At 70.9% G+C, this 15,182-nt stretch carries 13 protein-coding genes; 6 read left to right on the forward strand and 7 right to left on the reverse strand.

The window, feature by feature from the left end; translation table 11 throughout:
- Positions 1-3: 3 nt before the first annotated feature.
- Positions 4-1,221 carry a phosphotransferase gene (locus tag JOE59_RS10020; RefSeq protein ID WP_204460217.1) on the forward strand — a complete coding sequence of 406 codons (1,218 nt, stop codon included), beginning with the start codon at positions 4-6 and terminating at the stop codon, positions 1,219-1,221.
- On the opposite strand, the gene JOE59_RS10025 is transcribed toward JOE59_RS10020, so the two are convergent.
- Both JOE59_RS10025 and JOE59_RS10030 read right to left on the reverse strand, forming a co-directional pair.
- Positions 1,146-4,451 carry an ATP-dependent helicase gene (locus JOE59_RS10025; RefSeq protein WP_204460220.1) on the reverse strand — a complete coding sequence of 1,102 codons (3,306 nt, stop codon included), beginning with the start codon at positions 4,449-4,451 and terminating at the stop codon, positions 1,146-1,148. The two genes, JOE59_RS10020 and JOE59_RS10025, sit on opposite strands and share 76 nt — an antisense overlap.
- Positions 4,448-7,555, reverse strand: coding sequence for a UrvD/REP family ATP-dependent DNA helicase (locus JOE59_RS10030; protein ID WP_204460222.1), 3,108 nt, complete (start codon positions 7,553-7,555; stop codon positions 4,448-4,450). Before JOE59_RS10030 ends, JOE59_RS10025 begins: the two co-directional genes overlap by 4 nt.
- Before the next feature lie 93 nt (positions 7,556-7,648).
- Here JOE59_RS10030 and JOE59_RS10035 point away from each other — a divergent pair, with 93 nt between their 5' ends.
- Entirely contained in the window at positions 7,649-7,873 is a 225-nt protein-coding gene (locus tag JOE59_RS10035; RefSeq protein ID WP_056014418.1) for a DUF3107 domain-containing protein, read from the forward strand.
- Between the two features lies 1 nt (position 7,874).
- The gene (locus JOE59_RS10040) at positions 7,875-8,180 is read left to right on the forward strand and encodes a hypothetical protein (protein WP_204460224.1); all 306 of its coding nucleotides are present in this window, start codon (positions 7,875-7,877) and stop codon (positions 8,178-8,180) included.
- A 76-nt stretch (positions 8,181-8,256) separates the two neighbouring features.
- Here JOE59_RS10040 and JOE59_RS10045 read toward each other — a convergent pair whose 3' ends face one another.
- Positions 8,257-8,973 carry a ferritin-like fold-containing protein gene (locus JOE59_RS10045; RefSeq protein ID WP_307837027.1) on the reverse strand — a complete coding sequence of 239 codons (717 nt, stop codon included), beginning with the start codon at positions 8,971-8,973 and terminating at the stop codon, positions 8,257-8,259.
- A gap of 193 nt (positions 8,974-9,166) precedes the next feature.
- Between JOE59_RS10045 and JOE59_RS10050 the strand changes: the two genes are divergently transcribed.
- Entirely contained in the window at positions 9,167-10,750 is a 1,584-nt protein-coding gene (locus JOE59_RS10050; protein WP_204460226.1) for a DEAD/DEAH box helicase, read from the forward strand.
- Between the two features lie 90 nt (positions 10,751-10,840).
- On the opposite strand, the gene JOE59_RS10055 is transcribed toward JOE59_RS10050, so the two are convergent.
- Both JOE59_RS10055 and JOE59_RS10060 read right to left on the reverse strand, forming a co-directional pair.
- Complete coding sequence (locus tag JOE59_RS10055) at positions 10,841-11,332, reverse strand: DUF6326 family protein (protein ID WP_204460228.1); 492 nt, start codon at positions 11,330-11,332, stop codon at positions 10,841-10,843.
- 97 nt (positions 11,333-11,429) lie between these two features.
- Entirely contained in the window at positions 11,430-12,398 is a 969-nt protein-coding gene (locus tag JOE59_RS10060; RefSeq protein WP_239560198.1) for an NAD(P)-dependent alcohol dehydrogenase, read from the reverse strand.
- A gap of 205 nt (positions 12,399-12,603) precedes the next feature.
- Between JOE59_RS10060 and JOE59_RS10065 the strand changes: the two genes are divergently transcribed.
- The gene (locus tag JOE59_RS10065) at positions 12,604-13,278 is read left to right on the forward strand and encodes a TetR/AcrR family transcriptional regulator (RefSeq protein WP_204460231.1); all 675 of its coding nucleotides are present in this window, start codon (positions 12,604-12,606) and stop codon (positions 13,276-13,278) included.
- Positions 13,279-13,333: 55 nt separating this feature from the next.
- Here JOE59_RS10065 and JOE59_RS10070 read toward each other — a convergent pair whose 3' ends face one another.
- On the reverse strand, positions 13,334-13,819 hold the full coding sequence (locus JOE59_RS10070) for a hypothetical protein (protein WP_204460232.1): 486 nt from the start codon (positions 13,817-13,819) through the stop codon (positions 13,334-13,336).
- Between the two features lie 67 nt (positions 13,820-13,886).
- Here JOE59_RS10070 and JOE59_RS10075 point away from each other — a divergent pair, with 67 nt between their 5' ends.
- On the forward strand, positions 13,887-14,321 hold the full coding sequence (locus JOE59_RS10075) for a MarR family winged helix-turn-helix transcriptional regulator (RefSeq protein ID WP_204460233.1): 435 nt from the start codon (positions 13,887-13,889) through the stop codon (positions 14,319-14,321).
- Between the two features lie 6 nt (positions 14,322-14,327).
- Here JOE59_RS10075 and JOE59_RS10080 read toward each other — a convergent pair whose 3' ends face one another.
- On the reverse strand, positions 14,328-14,978 hold the full coding sequence (locus JOE59_RS10080; protein ID WP_204460234.1) for a GNAT family N-acetyltransferase: 651 nt from the start codon (positions 14,976-14,978) through the stop codon (positions 14,328-14,330).
- Between the last annotated feature and the right edge of the window lie 204 nt (positions 14,979-15,182).

The raw sequence follows: 15,182 nt of genomic DNA on the forward strand, positions 1-15,182 counted from the left end.
GCCATGGCCAGACCTCCACTCACTCTAGCCGCGTTGGCCACGGCGGCGGTGCCCGGACTCGAGGTGCGAGCGGTGCGTGCGCACACCCGCAAGAGCCACGGTGCATTCGACGCGGTGCTGCTGCGCACGACCGACGACCGCATGCTCGTGCTGCGGGTGCCCCGCTCGCAGTCCGCCGAATCCGAGCAGTCCGCCGACCTCGTGGCGCTCCGTGCGCTCACCCCGGGCATCCGCTCCCGACTGCCGTTCGAGATCCCCGAGGTCGTCGGACAAGCGCCCATCGACGGCACCCGTGCCGTCGTCACGTCGTTCGTTCCCGGAGCCGTGCGGTCCGCCGACGAACTCACCGAGCACGACGGCATCGCGACGTCGGTCGGCCTCGCCCTCGCCGCGATGCATGCGCTGCCGACCGGATTCATCGCCGACGCCGGCCTCTCACGCCAGACCGCCGACGAGTCGCACGAGGCCGTCGTCGAACTCATCGGCCGTGCCGCCGACACCGGCCACCTGCCCGCCGCGTTGCTGCGGCGTTGGGAGGAGGCGACCGACGACGCCGCACTCTGGCGGTTCCGCCCGACCGTCGTGAACGGCGCCCTGGCGGCTGATTCGCTGCTCGTCGACGGCGATGCCGTGACCGGTCTGATCGGCTGGTCGGCGCTCGCCCAGGGCGACCCCGCCCGCGACCTGCACTGGCTGCTCACGTCACGGGGCGCCGCCGCCGAGCGCGCACTCGACGCCTACTTCGGAGCTCGCGCCGGCGAGGCCGACGGGCACCTGCCGCAGCGCGCCCTGCTCTACGGCGAGCTCGAGCTCGCGAAATGGCTGCTGCACGGCGTCGAGGCCCGCGACGAGGCGATCATCGCCGACGCCGTCGGCCTGCTCGACGGTCTCGTCGAGAGCGTGCACGACCATTCGAGCGAACCGCTCTCCCCCGACACCGGACCCGTGCTCACCGTCGGCGACGTCGAGCGCATGCTCGACGAGACGCCGCGCGACGGCCTGCCGCGGGAGGCCGGGGCGAGCCTGCTCACCGACAGCTACGACTTCTCCGACCTCGAGCGCCGCGAAGCCGGTGAACGCGACACCGCGCCGTTCGACGCGACCGCGCCGATCCCCCTCGACCTCTCGGACTGGGGCGACGCCGCTCAGAGCGACGACGACAGCGCCGGTGCGGATGCCGCGACCGACGCCCAGGCCCGCCGCAACGCCGCCTCGTCGTAGATGGCGTCGGGTCTGATGACCTGATCGTCTTCGACGAAGTAGAAGACCGCGTCGATCGCGTCGGGCTCGATGCCCGCCCAATTCGCGTAGGCGAGGCGGTAGAGCGCGAGCTGCGTCTGCTTCAGTTCGAGGTCGTGCGCGTCGCGCGGGGCCTTGCCGGTCTTCCAGTCGACGACCTGGTGACGGATGCCGCGCCGCCCGAGTTCGCTCGACGGCTCGATGTCGAACACGGCGTCGAGCTTGCACACGAAGACGTTCTCGCCGATCGGCAGGTGCAGCTCGATCTCGACGGCCGACGGCTTGCGACCGCCCCACTCCGAGGCCTCGAAGGTGGCCTGCAGCTCGCGGAGCCGCTCGGCGGTGGGATCGGCAACCCGTTCGTCGAGCGGGATGTCGAGCTCGGCGTACACCTCGAGACCGTCGAGCGCGTCGATGGCGGCGGCCTCGAGCTCACCGGTCGAGCGCTGTTCGACCCACTGGTGGAACAGCGTGCCGATGCGGGTCGCCCGGTACGGCCGCTGCGGCATCGGCCGGCGCAACTGCGCGGCGACTGCGGCGGGATCGTCGACGTAGTCCTTGAACCGCGAGGCGGGCACGCGCACGGGCACCTCGGCGGTGCCCGGCCCCTCGGCGCGCCGTCGGCGTTCTTCGAGCAGCAGCCTGATGCGGTCGGCGAGCACCGGCCCGATGCCCTCGCCGCTCGGTCGCGCCGCCGCCGCGCGCACGGCCTCGGCGGCGGCGACGACGGCAGGTCGACGGATGCCGAGCGGGTCGAGCGGCCAGCGCACGCGTTCGGTCGAGCCGGCCCGCGGGTTCTCGTCGTGCTCGGGTGCGCCGGGCAGCACGCCGGCCTCGATCACTCCGGCGGTCACGAGTTCGCGGAGGAACGGGCTCGGCTTGCGCGGCGCCTTCTGGCTCGCCCACCACGACCCCGTCAGCAGCAGGTCGCTGCGCGTGCGGGTGAGCGCCACGTAGGCGAGGCGCCGCTCCTCTTCGGCGTGGCGCTGCTTGTTCTCTTCGGCGAAGTCGCCGACCGCGCGGTCGAAGTCGGCCTGGCTCTGCACGCCGCGCCACTGCAATTCGGGCAGCTCGTCGGCGTCGCCCTTGAACTCGTTGGGCAGCTCGCCGAACGAGAGCCAGCCCTTCGACGAGCGGGGCTTCGACGGCAGTTCGTCGTCGACCATGCGCGGAATCGCCACGACGTCCCACTCGAGGCCCTTCGATCCGTGGATCGAGAGCACCTGCACGGCGCCGGGCTCGGGCTCGTCTTGACGGGGTGCCAGACGGTCGCGCTGCTCGGCCTCGGTGAGCCAGCCGAGGAATGCGCCGAGCGTGGCGTGCTCGGAGACCTCGGCGAAGCCCGCGAGCAGTTCGTCGAACGCCTCGAGGCTCGGCGCCCCGAGCGGCTGGGCGGAGTTCGCGGCGACCTCGATGTCGAGCAGCAGTTCCTGCTGCACGAGGCTGACGAAGTCGACGAGGCCGAGCCCGGCACGGCGCCGCAGCGACTGCAACTGCGCGCCGGCCCGCCGCATGCGAGCGAGGCCGACGTCGCTGAACGCGGCGAGCGCCGAGTGCGAGTCGGGGGCCACGAGCAGGAAGTCGAGGGCGTCGACGATCGAGGGCGACTCGTCGGGTGCGATCGAGGCGCGGAGACCGGCGCGCACCTCGTCGCCGAGGCGCCGGGTCGAGAGGTCGCGATCGGCGAGCCACTTCGCGAGCGAGTGCAGCGCGGCGAGGTCGGCCGGGCCGATGCGCCAACGCGCGCCGCCGAGCACCCGCACGAGCTCGGAGCCTGCCGTGGGGTCGTTCAGCGCCCGCAGCACGCACACGAGATCGGCGATGACCGGCTGGTCGAGCAGGCCCGCCATGCCGAGCACGTGCACGGGGACGCCCCGGGCACGGAGCGCCGCGGTGAAGATGCCGACGTTCGCGAACGTGCGGCAGAGCAGCGCGCCGCTGCGGGGAGCAGGCTCGCCCGGGGCGCCCCGGCCGGCGCGACCGAGCCGTTCGGCGAACCACGTCGCGACGAGGTCGGCCTCCTGCTCGATGGTCTCGGCCCATGCCGCCTCGAGACGGCCCGGCTGCGCGAACGGCGAGGCCCCGAGCGGAGCCTTCGGGATGCCGGCGTCGAGCGGGAGGATCAGCGTGTTCGCACCCTCGAGCACGATCTTCGGGTTGCGCCAGCTCGTCGACAGGTCGTAGACCGCCGCGTCGCCCCGGGGCGCGAAGTCACGGCCGAAGCGCGCGAGGTTCGCGGCACTCGCGCCGCGCCATCCGTAGATCGACTGGTCGGGGTCGCCGACCGCCATGACCGACTGCTCACCGAACAGGGCCGAGAGCAGGCGCGTCTGCACGACGCTCGTGTCTTGGTACTCGTCGAGCAGCACGGTGCGATAGCGCTCGCGATGCGCGGCGACGACCTCGGGGTGTCGTTCGCAGATCGCGAGGGCGAGGGCGACCTGGTCGGCGAACTCGACGAAGCCCTGCTGCTGCTTCGCCTCGGCGTACGCGTCGGCGAGTTCGAGGAGCGGCGGCAGCGCACCGACGATGCCGAGGGCGTCGACGAACGACGCGAAGTCGGTGCGCTTGCGCGGTGCCTCGATGGGCAGCCCCTCCATCGCGAGGAAGTCGCGGGTCATCGCGCGCACGTCGCGGCTGTCGGCGACGTTCTCGGCGAGCGCGCGGCTGAGCGAGAGCACCGCGCCGGTGACCTTGTCGAGCGAGGCGTCGAGCTCGACCAGCCTCGGGTCGGCGGATGCCGCGACGACCGAGCGGGCGAGCTGCCAAGCGGATGCCTCGCCGAGCACGGCCGCGTCGGGTTCGCGCCCGATGAGCATCGCGTGCTCGCGGTAGATGGCGCTCGCGAATGCGTTGTAGGTGCCGACCGACGCGGACTCGAGCGGGTCGAGCGAGACCTCGGCGATGCCGAGCGAGACGAGCTGGGCGATGCGCTCGCGGATGCGCTCGGCGAGCTCGCCCGCGGCCTTGCGGGTGAAGGTGAGGCCGAGCACCTCGGGCACCGCGACATGCCCGTTGGCGAGCATCCAGACCACGCGGTTGGCCATCGTCTCGGTCTTGCCGCTGCCGGCCCCGGCGACGACGATGCTCTGGCCGTGCGGGTCGGCCTCGATCACGGCCCGCTGCTCGGCGGTCGGCGCGTGCAGGCCGAGCCTCGCGGCGATGTCGGCGGCGGCGATGCCGGTGGCCATGCGGCCCTCTGCGGCGCTCATGCCGACACCGCCGGCACGAGGTGCACGCGGTACTGCCAGCCGCCGAATCTCGATCGGTAGCCGAGCTCTGCCGGCCCCTCGAACTCGCTGCCCGACATGGTGCGTGCGACGGTGTCGAGCCGCTCGCGGAACTCCGTCTCGGCCTCGTCGTCGAACGGCTGCTGAGCGCGCTCGGTGAAGGCGTTGCCGCGCGTGGGCTTGGCCAGGTAGACGAGTTTCGCGCCGCCGAGCGTGCCGCTGTTCGGCACCTCGCCCGCCCGTGCTGCCAGCTGATAGGCGGCGAGCTGCGGGTGCGCGGCCGTCTCGGCGGCCGACGGCGGGGTGCGGCCGGTCTTCAGGTCGACGATCACCGTGGTGCCGTCGGTCGAGGCCTCGACGCGGTCGATCGTGCCCGAGATGCGCACGCGCCCGATGACGAGGGTGAAGCGCCCCTCGGCGCCGAGCAGCACCTTGCCGTCGTCGACGAAGTTCGCGAGGTAGTCGGATGCCCCCTCGGCCATGCGCCGGGCGCCGCGGCGCTCGCGCTCGGCCACCCAGCCCGCTTCGAACCGCAGTTCGCGCCAGCGCTCCTCGACGGCGGCCCACAGGGTCTCGATGCTCGTGTCGCCGTCGTCTCGGGCGCCGGCCTCTTCGACGACGGCGTGCACGATGGTGCCGATCGAGGCGGCCAGGCCCGACGGCGGCGAGGCGACGTGGTCGATGAACCAGCCGAGCGGTGACTCCTCTGCCCGATCGATCTGCGACGGCGAGACCGAGACGAGCGCCTCGGGGTCGCCCTCGAGGTCGACGAGCGGCGCCGTGGTCGACGGCTCGGCGAGGCCGTACCACTCATCGGGGTGGGCGCCGGGCACGCCCTGCTCGGCGAGGAGGGCGAGGGCGGCGGGCGCCTCGCCGCCGCCCGAGCTCGTCGCCTCTTCACGCAGGGCGCCGACGAGTCCGCGCAGATGCAGGGGGCGACGTCGGGCGGCCTTGATGCGCTCGATCGCGTAGCCCATGAGCATCGACGGCTGCTCGTCGTCGTTGGCGGTGCAGCTGAGCACGAGTTGCCGGCTCGCCCGCGAGGCGGCGAGCACGAAGAGCCGCAGCTCGTCGCCGCGCACCGAGGCCCTGGCCTCGGCGACCGTCTCGGGTGCGGGCAGCGGTGCCCCGGCGCGCGCTGCGGCGACGACGCGCGGCAGCAGCGCCGCGTGCAGCAGGGTGCCGCGAGGGCGGAGGTTCGGCCAGACGCCGTCTTGCAGGCCGGCGATCACGACGACCTCGAACTCGCGGCCGATGACGGCGGGCGGCGTGGTCACGACGACGGTCTCGGCCGAGCGCTGCGGTGCGAGGGAGTCTTCGGGCAGTTCGCTCGCGAGCACCTCGTCGACGAAGCGCACGGGCGGCGCGTCGGGCTCGCGCTCGACGAAGCGCTGTGCGGCCGCGAAGAGGGCCACTGCGGCATCGAGTGCGCGGTTCGCCTCTTCGGCCAGCACACCCGTGCCTGCGGCCTGCGCTGCCCACTCGGTGGCGAGCCCGCTGCCCTCCCAGATCGACCAGAGCACCTCTTCGATGGTGCCGCCGCGCAGGGCCACACCGCGGGCGGTCGCGAGCAGCTTCGCGAGCCGAGCCGCGCGCCGTGCGGGCGCCGCGTCGATGGTCTCGAACCCACCGGGAGCGCCGAGCGCCTCGACCAGCAGTTCGTCGGCCGTGCGCGAGCCCTCGTTCGCGAGTTCTTCATGCCGCAGGGCGAGCCGGAGTCGGCGCAGGCCCACGCTGTCGAGCCGGCCGATCGGCCCGGTGAGCACGGTGACCGCGAGCTCGGGGGTGAGCAGTTCGCGGTCGAGCACGAGCGAGGCTGCGGCGAGCAGGGCCGCGGCGGCGGGTGCGTCGCGCAGCGCGGTGCGCGCGGCGTTGCCGGCGGTGGGCACGTCGGCGAGCGCGAGCCCGCGCTCGAAGGCGGGCACATCGCCGCCCGAGCGCAGCACCACGGCCATCGACGACCACGGCACGCCGTCGAGCAGGTGGCGCTCGCGCAGCACGGCGGCGACGGCCTGGCACTCGGCCGCATGCGACGGCGCCTCGATGCCGAGCACCGCGGCGAGCGGGTCGGCTTCGACGTCGGCCGGCGTCTCGCGCACCGCCGATCGGTGCGTACCGCCGAGGGCGGTGCCGATGTGACCGCTGACCGACTGCACGATCGAGCGCAGTTCTGGTCGGCCCCGGTGCACGACCGGCAGTTCGACGCGTTGCACGGCACCGGTGCCGAGCACCGAGCCGAGCGAGCCGAGCAGCTCGGCGCGCCCGCCTCGGAATCCGTTGGAGGCGACATCGGGATCACCGAGGGCGATCACCGAGACGCCACGGGCGGCGAACGCCCCGAGCAGCGCGGCGGTCGACTCGGTCGCCTCCTGCGCGTCGTCGACGACGATGAGCCGCACGCGTGCGAGCAGGCCGAGGGCCGCCTCGGCCGAGGCATCCGTCGTGCTGCGACGCACGATCGCTGCGGCGAACGCGCCGAGTTCTGACGAGTCGTACTGGTTCGGGCGCAGCTGCGCCTTCACCTCGTCGTACTCCTCGAGGAACGCGGCGGCGGCGACCCACTCGGGCCGGCCGGTGCGCTCGCCGAGCGCGGCCAGCGTGGGCGCGTCGACGCCGTGCTCGACGGCCCGCATGAGCAGGTCGCGGAGCTCTGAGCGGAACCCCCTGAGCACCCGCACCTCGGGCGTCAGCGGGTCGGGCCACGCCGGCCCGAACCCGTCGCGGATGCCGCCCTCGAGCAGCTCGCCGATGATCTGGTCGTGCTCGGCGCCCGTGAGCAGCGTCACCGAGGTGCCCGTGAACGCCCGCACCAACTGGAAGGCGAGCGAGTTCGCCGTGCGCGCGAGCGGCCCCCGCGTCGTGACACCCAGCCGCACCGCGAGGCGGTCGCGCAGCGCAGTCGCCGCGACACGCGTCGCCGAGAGCACGAGCACCTCGTCGGTGGCGTGGCCCAGGCGCTCGATGCGGTCGGCGACGAGGTCGATCGCGAACGTGGTCTTGCCGCTGCCGGGGGCCCCGAAGACTGCCACGTGCTCGTCTGCCGCGAGCCTCGACACGGGGGCTTCGGATGTCGCGGTGACGTGCATGTCGGCAACGCTAACGGGTTCCGCCGACAGTGAACCTGCACCGGCCCCGCGAGCCGGTGTCGTAGGGTTGGCGCAAGAGCAGAAAGGCGTACCGTGGACGTTCGCATCGGCATTCAGAACTCCCCCCGTGAACTCGGATTCGAGACTTCGCAGTCAGCTGCGGAGGTCGAGCAGGCGGTCGCCGCGGCACTCGCCGGCCAGTCGCCGCTGCTGACGCTCACCGACGACAAGGGCACCCGCTACGTCGTGCCCTCGGCCGCGCTCGCCTACGTCGAGATCGGTTCAGAGGAGTCGCGTCGCGTCGGATTCGTCGCCTGACATGGAGCTCATCTTCGTCGTCGTCGGCGGCGCCATCCTGGGTCTTGCAACGCAGTTCGTCGTGCCGCTCCGGCACCTCAGGGGCGTGGCCGTGGGCTCGGCGATCGGCGCCGGCGTCGCCGCCGTCGTGTGGGTCGCGCTGACCTGGCTCGGCTGGGCATGGGACGGCGGATGGATCTGGGTCGCAGCCCTCGTCGCCTCGGCTCTCGTGCCGGCCGCGGTGCTGTACCTCATCTCCCCGCGCCGTGAGCGAGCGGATGCCGTGCTCTTCGAGCGCCTCTCCCGCCCGGGCGTCGTTCGCGCCTGACGCGAACCTCGCTGCCGCGCTGCCGTGCCGTCAGCCGTGAGCCCGACCACGCTCGAGCTGAGGGATCGGGGCGCGCTCAGGCCGTGAGGCCGAGCGCATCCATGCGGCGCGTGTGCGCGGCGATGAGCTCGGTGAAGACCGGCTCGACGTCGGCGCCGCGATCGCGCGAGTCCGACGCGCGCAGCGCCGACCGTGCGATCAGCAACGTGTCGCCGACGAGACTGCGGCCCCAGAGGGCGAGTCGGTCGGCGAGACCGGGCTCCGCCGCGATCGCCGCGAACAACTCGTCGTGCAGCACGCCCGCCGATGCCTCGTCTTCGGCGAGGATCGCGCGCACCCGCGTCGCGAGTTCACCGGGCAGGCCCTCGGCGAGCCGGGAGAAGTAGTCGTCGAGCATGCCGGCGGTGACATGGATGCCGAGCAGCAGCTCGTACCAGTCGGCCCCGGCGCTCGCCAGACGGAATCGCTCCGCCGCGGGCGCGAACGGCGCCATCACCTCGACGGGCTCGACGTCGAGGCGACGCAACTCGGCGATCAGCGCGTGGTGCTGGCGCAGCGCACCGCCTGCGGCGCGGCTGAGCCCCTCTTTCGCCGACAGCGTCGGCGCCGTCGCGACGGAGCGTGCGAGCGACTCGAAGAACTCGAGCTGGATGTAGGCGGCCTGCCCGAGGAACGGCACGGGCTCGGGAACGAGTTCGGTGAAATCCACCTTCGCGAGCGCGGTCGGCGCGACACGCGGGCGCAGCCGAGGCATCTCGGGGCGCGGAAGGCGCCGATTCGACCAGAAGACCACGCAGACAGCCTATCCGAGGCAGTGCGGGAGTCTCGGCTCCAGAAGACCACGCAAACGGCCCATCCGGGGCGTTCAGGGAGTCTCGGATAGGGTAGAGGGTGCATGCGGGCGATGGATCCGCAGCCGTGCGCCTGGAGTTGAGAACGGGGCGCGCATCCGACCGCCACCTCGAGCAACACGAACAGGCAGACTTTTGACCACATTCACCGACCTCGGCATCGCGTCCGACATCGTCGACGCCCTCGCCGGGAAGGGCATCATCGATGCCTTCCCCATCCAGGAACAGACCATCCCCCTCGCCCTCGCGGGCCAGGACATCATCGGCCAGGCCAAGACCGGCACGGGCAAGACCTTCGGGTTCGGCCTGCCGATCATCCAGCGCCTCGGCGACGACCCCGAGGGTGGCGTCAAGGCGCTCGTCGTCGTGCCGACCCGTGAGCTCTGCGTGCAGGTCACCGAAGACCTCGAGCTCGCGACATCCAATCGCCCGACCAAGATCGTGTCGATCTACGGCGGCAAGGCCTACGAAGGCCAGATCGAGCAGCTCAAGGCCGGCGCGCAGATCGTCGTCGGCACCCCCGGGCGCCTCCTCGACCTCGCCTCGCAGCGCCTCCTCTCGCTGAAGAACGTGCAAGAGATGGTGCTCGACGAGGCCGACAAGATGCTCGACCTCGGCTTCCTCGCGGACATCGAGAAGCTCATGGCGCAGACGCCCGCGACTCGCCACACGATGCTGTTCTCGGCCACGATGCCGGGACCGATCGTGGCACTCGCGCGCCGCTTCATGGTGCGCCCCATCCACATCCGCGCGACCGACCCCGACGAGGGCCTCACGCAGGCGAACATCAAGCACCTCGTCTACCGGGCGCACTCGCTCGACAAGGACGAGGTCATCTCGCGCATCCTCCAGGCCGAGGGCCGCGGCAAGACCGTGATCTTCACGCGCACGAAGCGCGCGGCGGCCAAGCTCGTCGAAGAGCTCAACGACCGCGGCTTCAACGCCGCGGCGGTGCACGGCGACCTGAACCAGGACCAGCGCGAGCGCGCCATGGCCGCCTTCAAGGCCGGCAAGAAAGACGTGCTCATCGCCACGGATGTCGCGGCGCGCGGCATCGACGTCGACGACGTGACGCACGTCATCAACCACACCATCCCCGACGACGACAAGGCGTACCTGCACCGCGTGGGCCGCACCGGCCGCGCCGGCAAGACCGGCATCGCCGTGACGTTCGTCGACTGGGACGACCTGCACAAGTGGGCGCTCATCAACCGCGCCCTCGAGTTCGGCCAGCCCGAGCCGACCGAGACGTACTCGTCGAGCCCGCACCTCTTCTCCGACCTCGACATCCCCGCCGGCACCAAGGGCCGCCTGAAGCCGTCGTCCGCGGTCGCCGCGCCGACGCGCTCGGCCACGGCCGGACGCAGCGAGGGCCGCTCCGGCGGTCGTTCCGAGGGCCGCTCCGGCGGTCGTTCCGAGGGCGGTTCCGAGCGAGCGGATGCCGGCGCGGAGCGCGCCCCCCGTACCCGCAGCCGTAACCGCACGCGCGGTGGCAAGCCGGCCGGCGAGACCGCGGGCGTCGCCCCCGAGTCCGCGTCGACCGAGGCTGCTGGAGCGCCCGCAGCTCACGCTGCCCCGGCCGAAGCCGTCGCCGTCAAGGAGCCCGGCACGGGCACGCACGACGGCAAGGGCCACGAGCACCACGACGGCAACGCCGCTCCCCCGCGTCGCCGCCGTCGCCGCGGCCCCCGCACCGGTGGCACCACGCCCCAGGTGTAACCAGCAGATACGTCTCAGCGCCCGCTCGGCTTCGGCCGGGCGGGCGCTGTGCGTTCGGCGGCTTCACGCCGGAGGACTTTGCACGGATACCTACTGTCGAAGGTCCTGTCGCAGTCGGTCGGCCGTCGCGACATCTGCGGCGTCGTGGTGCGTTCGGGGCCAGGTCCAGGCGGAGCGCAGGATGAAGGCCAGGAGCAGCACCTCCATTCCGATGGAGAGGCCGTAGAAGAAGGCCCACTCCCAGGTCGCCCCTGCCGCATTGAACACCGAGTACGGGATGTAGAGCGATGCCACGATGAGGTTCGTGGCGCGGTTCACCCGGGCGGGCAGCGTCATGGAGAGCATCACCATCAGGGCCGGGATCGCCACGGACGCGAGCATGACGGTCAACAACGTCGGGCTGACGTCGAACCTCCAGACGAGGCCATTGAGGATGCCGTCGACGACGCCGGGCTTGTAGAGGTTGAAGAAGTCGACGTAGATGTACAGGAACATGAAGCTGGTCCATGCGGCGGCGAGCTTGGCTCGCACGGAGATCGGCGGGTCGGCGAGCACGTTCGGAGTGTGCGTTCGGATGGTCATCGGTTCGTCTTTCGAGAGGAGCGGTCCGTCCGCCGGAGTGGCGGCAGGTTTGGGCGTGCAAGCGCACGGGTCGGGTCGTTCTTCGGCGGTCCGGTTGTCAGACGGTGATCACGACCTTCCCTCGGGTGTGGCCGGCCGCGACATGGCGGAGTGCGTCGGCTGCGTCATCGAGGGGGTAGGTGCGGTCGATGACGGGCGTGATCTGCCCGGTCGTGAGCAGGTCGGCCAGGGTGAGCAGGTCCTGGCGCTTCTCGACCGACGTGAAGGGCTTCAGTTGCTGACGGGTGAACCCGGACAGCACGTGCGCTGTGACGATTCGTCCGATGGGGCCGAGCCAGCGGCCGCCGTGACCGCTGTTGGGGATCAGGGTGCCGGTGGGCGTCAGCGCTCGGCGGACAGCCGCGAGCGGCTGGGCTTCCACGTTGTCGAGGATGACGTCGTAGCGCTGCTCGGCGCGGGTGAAGTCGGTCTTCGTGTAGTCGACGACGTGGTCGGCACCGAGCGAGCGGACCAACTCGACGTTGCGGGTGCTGCACACCCCCGTCACCTCGGCACCGAGGGCCTTGGCGATCTGTACGGCGAAGGACCCCACACCGCCCGACGCGCCCGTGACCAGCACCGTCTGTCCCGGCTGAACGTGTGCGATCTTGCGCAAAGCCTGCAACGCCGTCAGGGCTGACGTGGGCACCGCTGCCGCGTGCACGACCGACAGGTTGGCGGGCACGGACACGAGGTTGTCCGCCGGGACGCAGGCGTACTCCGCGAGCGTTCCAGCGGTGCTCCAGCCGAACACCTCGTCGCCGGGGCGGAGCGCGGTGACGTCCTTCCCGACCGCTGCCACCACGCCTGCGAGATCCCTGCCAGGGATGCCGTGGCGCGGCCGGCGGAGCCCGAACACCAGGCGCACCACGTACGGCTCCCCGGTCATGACGAAGTAGTCGCCAGGATGCACCGCGGCCGCACCCACCTGGACGAGCACCTCGCCTCGACCGGGCGACGGGATCCCGACCTCGGACGACGCGAGCACTGACGGCGGGCCGTAGCGGTGCTGGACGGCGGCCCGCATTGTCACCGCCCCGGCCCCACCCGCCCCCGACACCAGGCGTTTTCCTGCATTCGATCGCTGTTCGATTCCCACAGAAGACTCCTCACATCCGAGTGGCGACGTCGCTGTCGTACGCTGTACTTCGTACGCTGTACCACGCGTAGTACACCGTACTATTGTCGTACGCTGGACGATTGTCAAGCCGTTTGAGCGAGCGAGGGGACCCGTGTCTGCGAAGGAACGACGCCAGGTCACGTCAGACGCCGGGCTGAGCAAGCAGCGAGTGGTGGCCGAGGCGGTCCGGCTCGCCGACCGCGAGGGGGTCGACGGGCTGAGCATGCGCCGGCTCGCTGGCGAGCTCGGCGCGGGAGCGATGTCGCTCTACTACTACGTGGCGAGCAAAGACGAGCTGCTGGACGCCATGATCGACATCGTGTTCGAGGAGATCGAACTCCCGCCCGAAGACACCGACTGGCAGTCGGCCATGCGACAGGAGGCGGTCTCCACCCGACAGGTGCTCGCACGCCACCCGTGGGCGATCAGCCTGATGGAGTCGCGGACGACCCCGGGTCCCGCGAACCTCCGCCACCGCGAAGCGGTCACCGCCTGCCTGCGAAAGGCCGGCTTCTCGGTCCTGACGGCGACGCACGCCAACTGGACACTCAACAGCTATGTCTACGGTTACGCCCTGCAGGCGTCCAGCCTGCCGTTCGAAACCGCCGACGAGCTCGCGGACATGACCGAGGACGTCTACCTGCCCCAGCTTCCTCCTGACGAGTTCCCCTACCTCAACGAGTCCGCCGCGGCGCTCGTCGCTGCCGGCTACGACCCGACGGAGGAGTTCATCTTCGGCCTCGACCTCGTCCTGGCCGCCCTCGAACCCCTGAGAGTCTCCGCATAGCGACGCTCAGTCACGGGCAGGCAGACCCCATGTCCTGCTGAATTTCGTTTCGCGTTCAGCGTGCGATCGTCGACGTCGGCACGTCGATTCGTTCGCCGGCATCAGTTGCGGGGCCACCACGCTCGGCGACGGTGCCCTCTGTTGAGGTCGACACGTACCGCCAGGCCCACATGGTCAGCACGGCCGTGAGCAGGATCATGATCACCGCGAGTGGAACATGCAGAGCGGTCAGGCCGCGGAATCCCGCGAACGCCAGCAACGACATGAACGCGAGCAAGGCGACGGTCGCCCAGATCGGCCAGCGAGGCGCCTGCCCGAGTCGACGTGCGAGCACCGCGGCGATGATGCTGAGGATCAACGCGATACCCGCCACCGTCGCCATTTCGCGATGCCACGCGAACGCCGACGACAGCCCGCCCATGAACAGGCCGGCCAGCACCGCCTGACCGAACATGAGGAGCGCGGTCACCGTCAGCGAGACCCGCAGGAACCGCATCGGCCACCGGCGGGATTCGCGAGCCGGGTCATTGATCGAGGACATGATCGGAGCCTATCCATTAGATCCAAATGGATCAATTGCAATTGGATCGAATTTGAGACAATCGACCATGAGCAATGACAGCGGGCAGGTCTCGATCGAGGTGGGGCTGCTGCTCCACCAGGTCTACACGCTGGCGACGCACCGGTTGAACGACGCGCTGCGGCCCATGGACCTGGCCAGTCGGCACGTCACGGTGATGTTCCTGATCCGCGACGGCGTGCAGACCCAACGCGACCTCGTCGCGCGACTCAACACCGACAAGACCGGCATGGTGCGAGTGATTGACGACCTCGAACGACTCGGCTACGTCACGCGAACGCCCTCGACGCTCGACCGCAGGGTCACGATCCTCGCCCTCACGACCAACGGCGAAGATGCCCTCCGGACTGCGCAGCAGCACACCAAGCGTGTCTCAGCAGAGCTCTTCCACGCCGTCAGCCCCGACGAGCTGCGCCTGCTGAAGTCGATCCTGCAGCGCACACTCGCCCCGATCGGTGAGTGACGATAATCACTGGCGCCGTTGGTCGGCGCCGGCCGCCCCGCGGGCAAAGGCCGCGATCCGCTGCTCGAGCCGTGCCTTCGCTGCGGGCCATTCGTCCGCGAGGATCGAGTACACGGCGGTGTCACGCCAGCTGCCGTCCGCTCTCTTCTGATCGCGCCGCAGGACCCCCTCGAACTCGGCGCCCAGTCGTTCGATCGCACTGCGGGATCGCGCATTCACCGAGTCCGCCTGGATCCTGACCCGGTTGAAGCCGCTGTCGAATGCGAGACCGAGCGTGAGCAGCTTGGTTTCGGGGTTCACGATCGTGCCCCATGCCTCGGGGCAGTATGCGGTAGCTCCGAGGTGTGCGCTCTCGTGTTCGAGATCGAAGTCGCCCATCCACGTCGCGCCGACGACACGGGCCTTCCCAGTCCTGGTCGAAGAGCGGATCGTCCAAGCGAGCGAGGCCGCATCGCCGTCGAAGTAATAGGACGCTGCGAACACGCGGAATTCGTCGAGGTTGGTCGGCAGCGCCGCGATGCCACCGCCGAATCCGCCCACGAAGACCTCGTGTCGGGCCAACGCCTGGTACAGATCAGGGATGTCGGAAGCCAACATCGGTGTCAACCTCACGGCGGAGCCGACGAGCTCGCGGGGCGCTGGAAGCGTTGCGGTCATCGAACCAGTGTCACACCTCACCTTGTCCGGATCGTTCACCCCGCTCCTCCCGCCGAAGTCGCACTGCTTGTCGCCCCGACCCGGGCGACGAGACCACGACGAACGGCCAGGCGTCGCAAGCGGCGATCGGATGCACGGGCGTGAAGCCGCAGGCTCGTGAACGCCTGCTCACCTGTCGGAATCATCGCCACCTCATTCCAAGCC

The sequence above is a fragment of the Agromyces cerinus genome, assembly GCF_016907835.1.
Lineage (GTDB): Bacteria > Actinomycetota > Actinomycetes > Actinomycetales > Microbacteriaceae > Agromyces > Agromyces nitratus.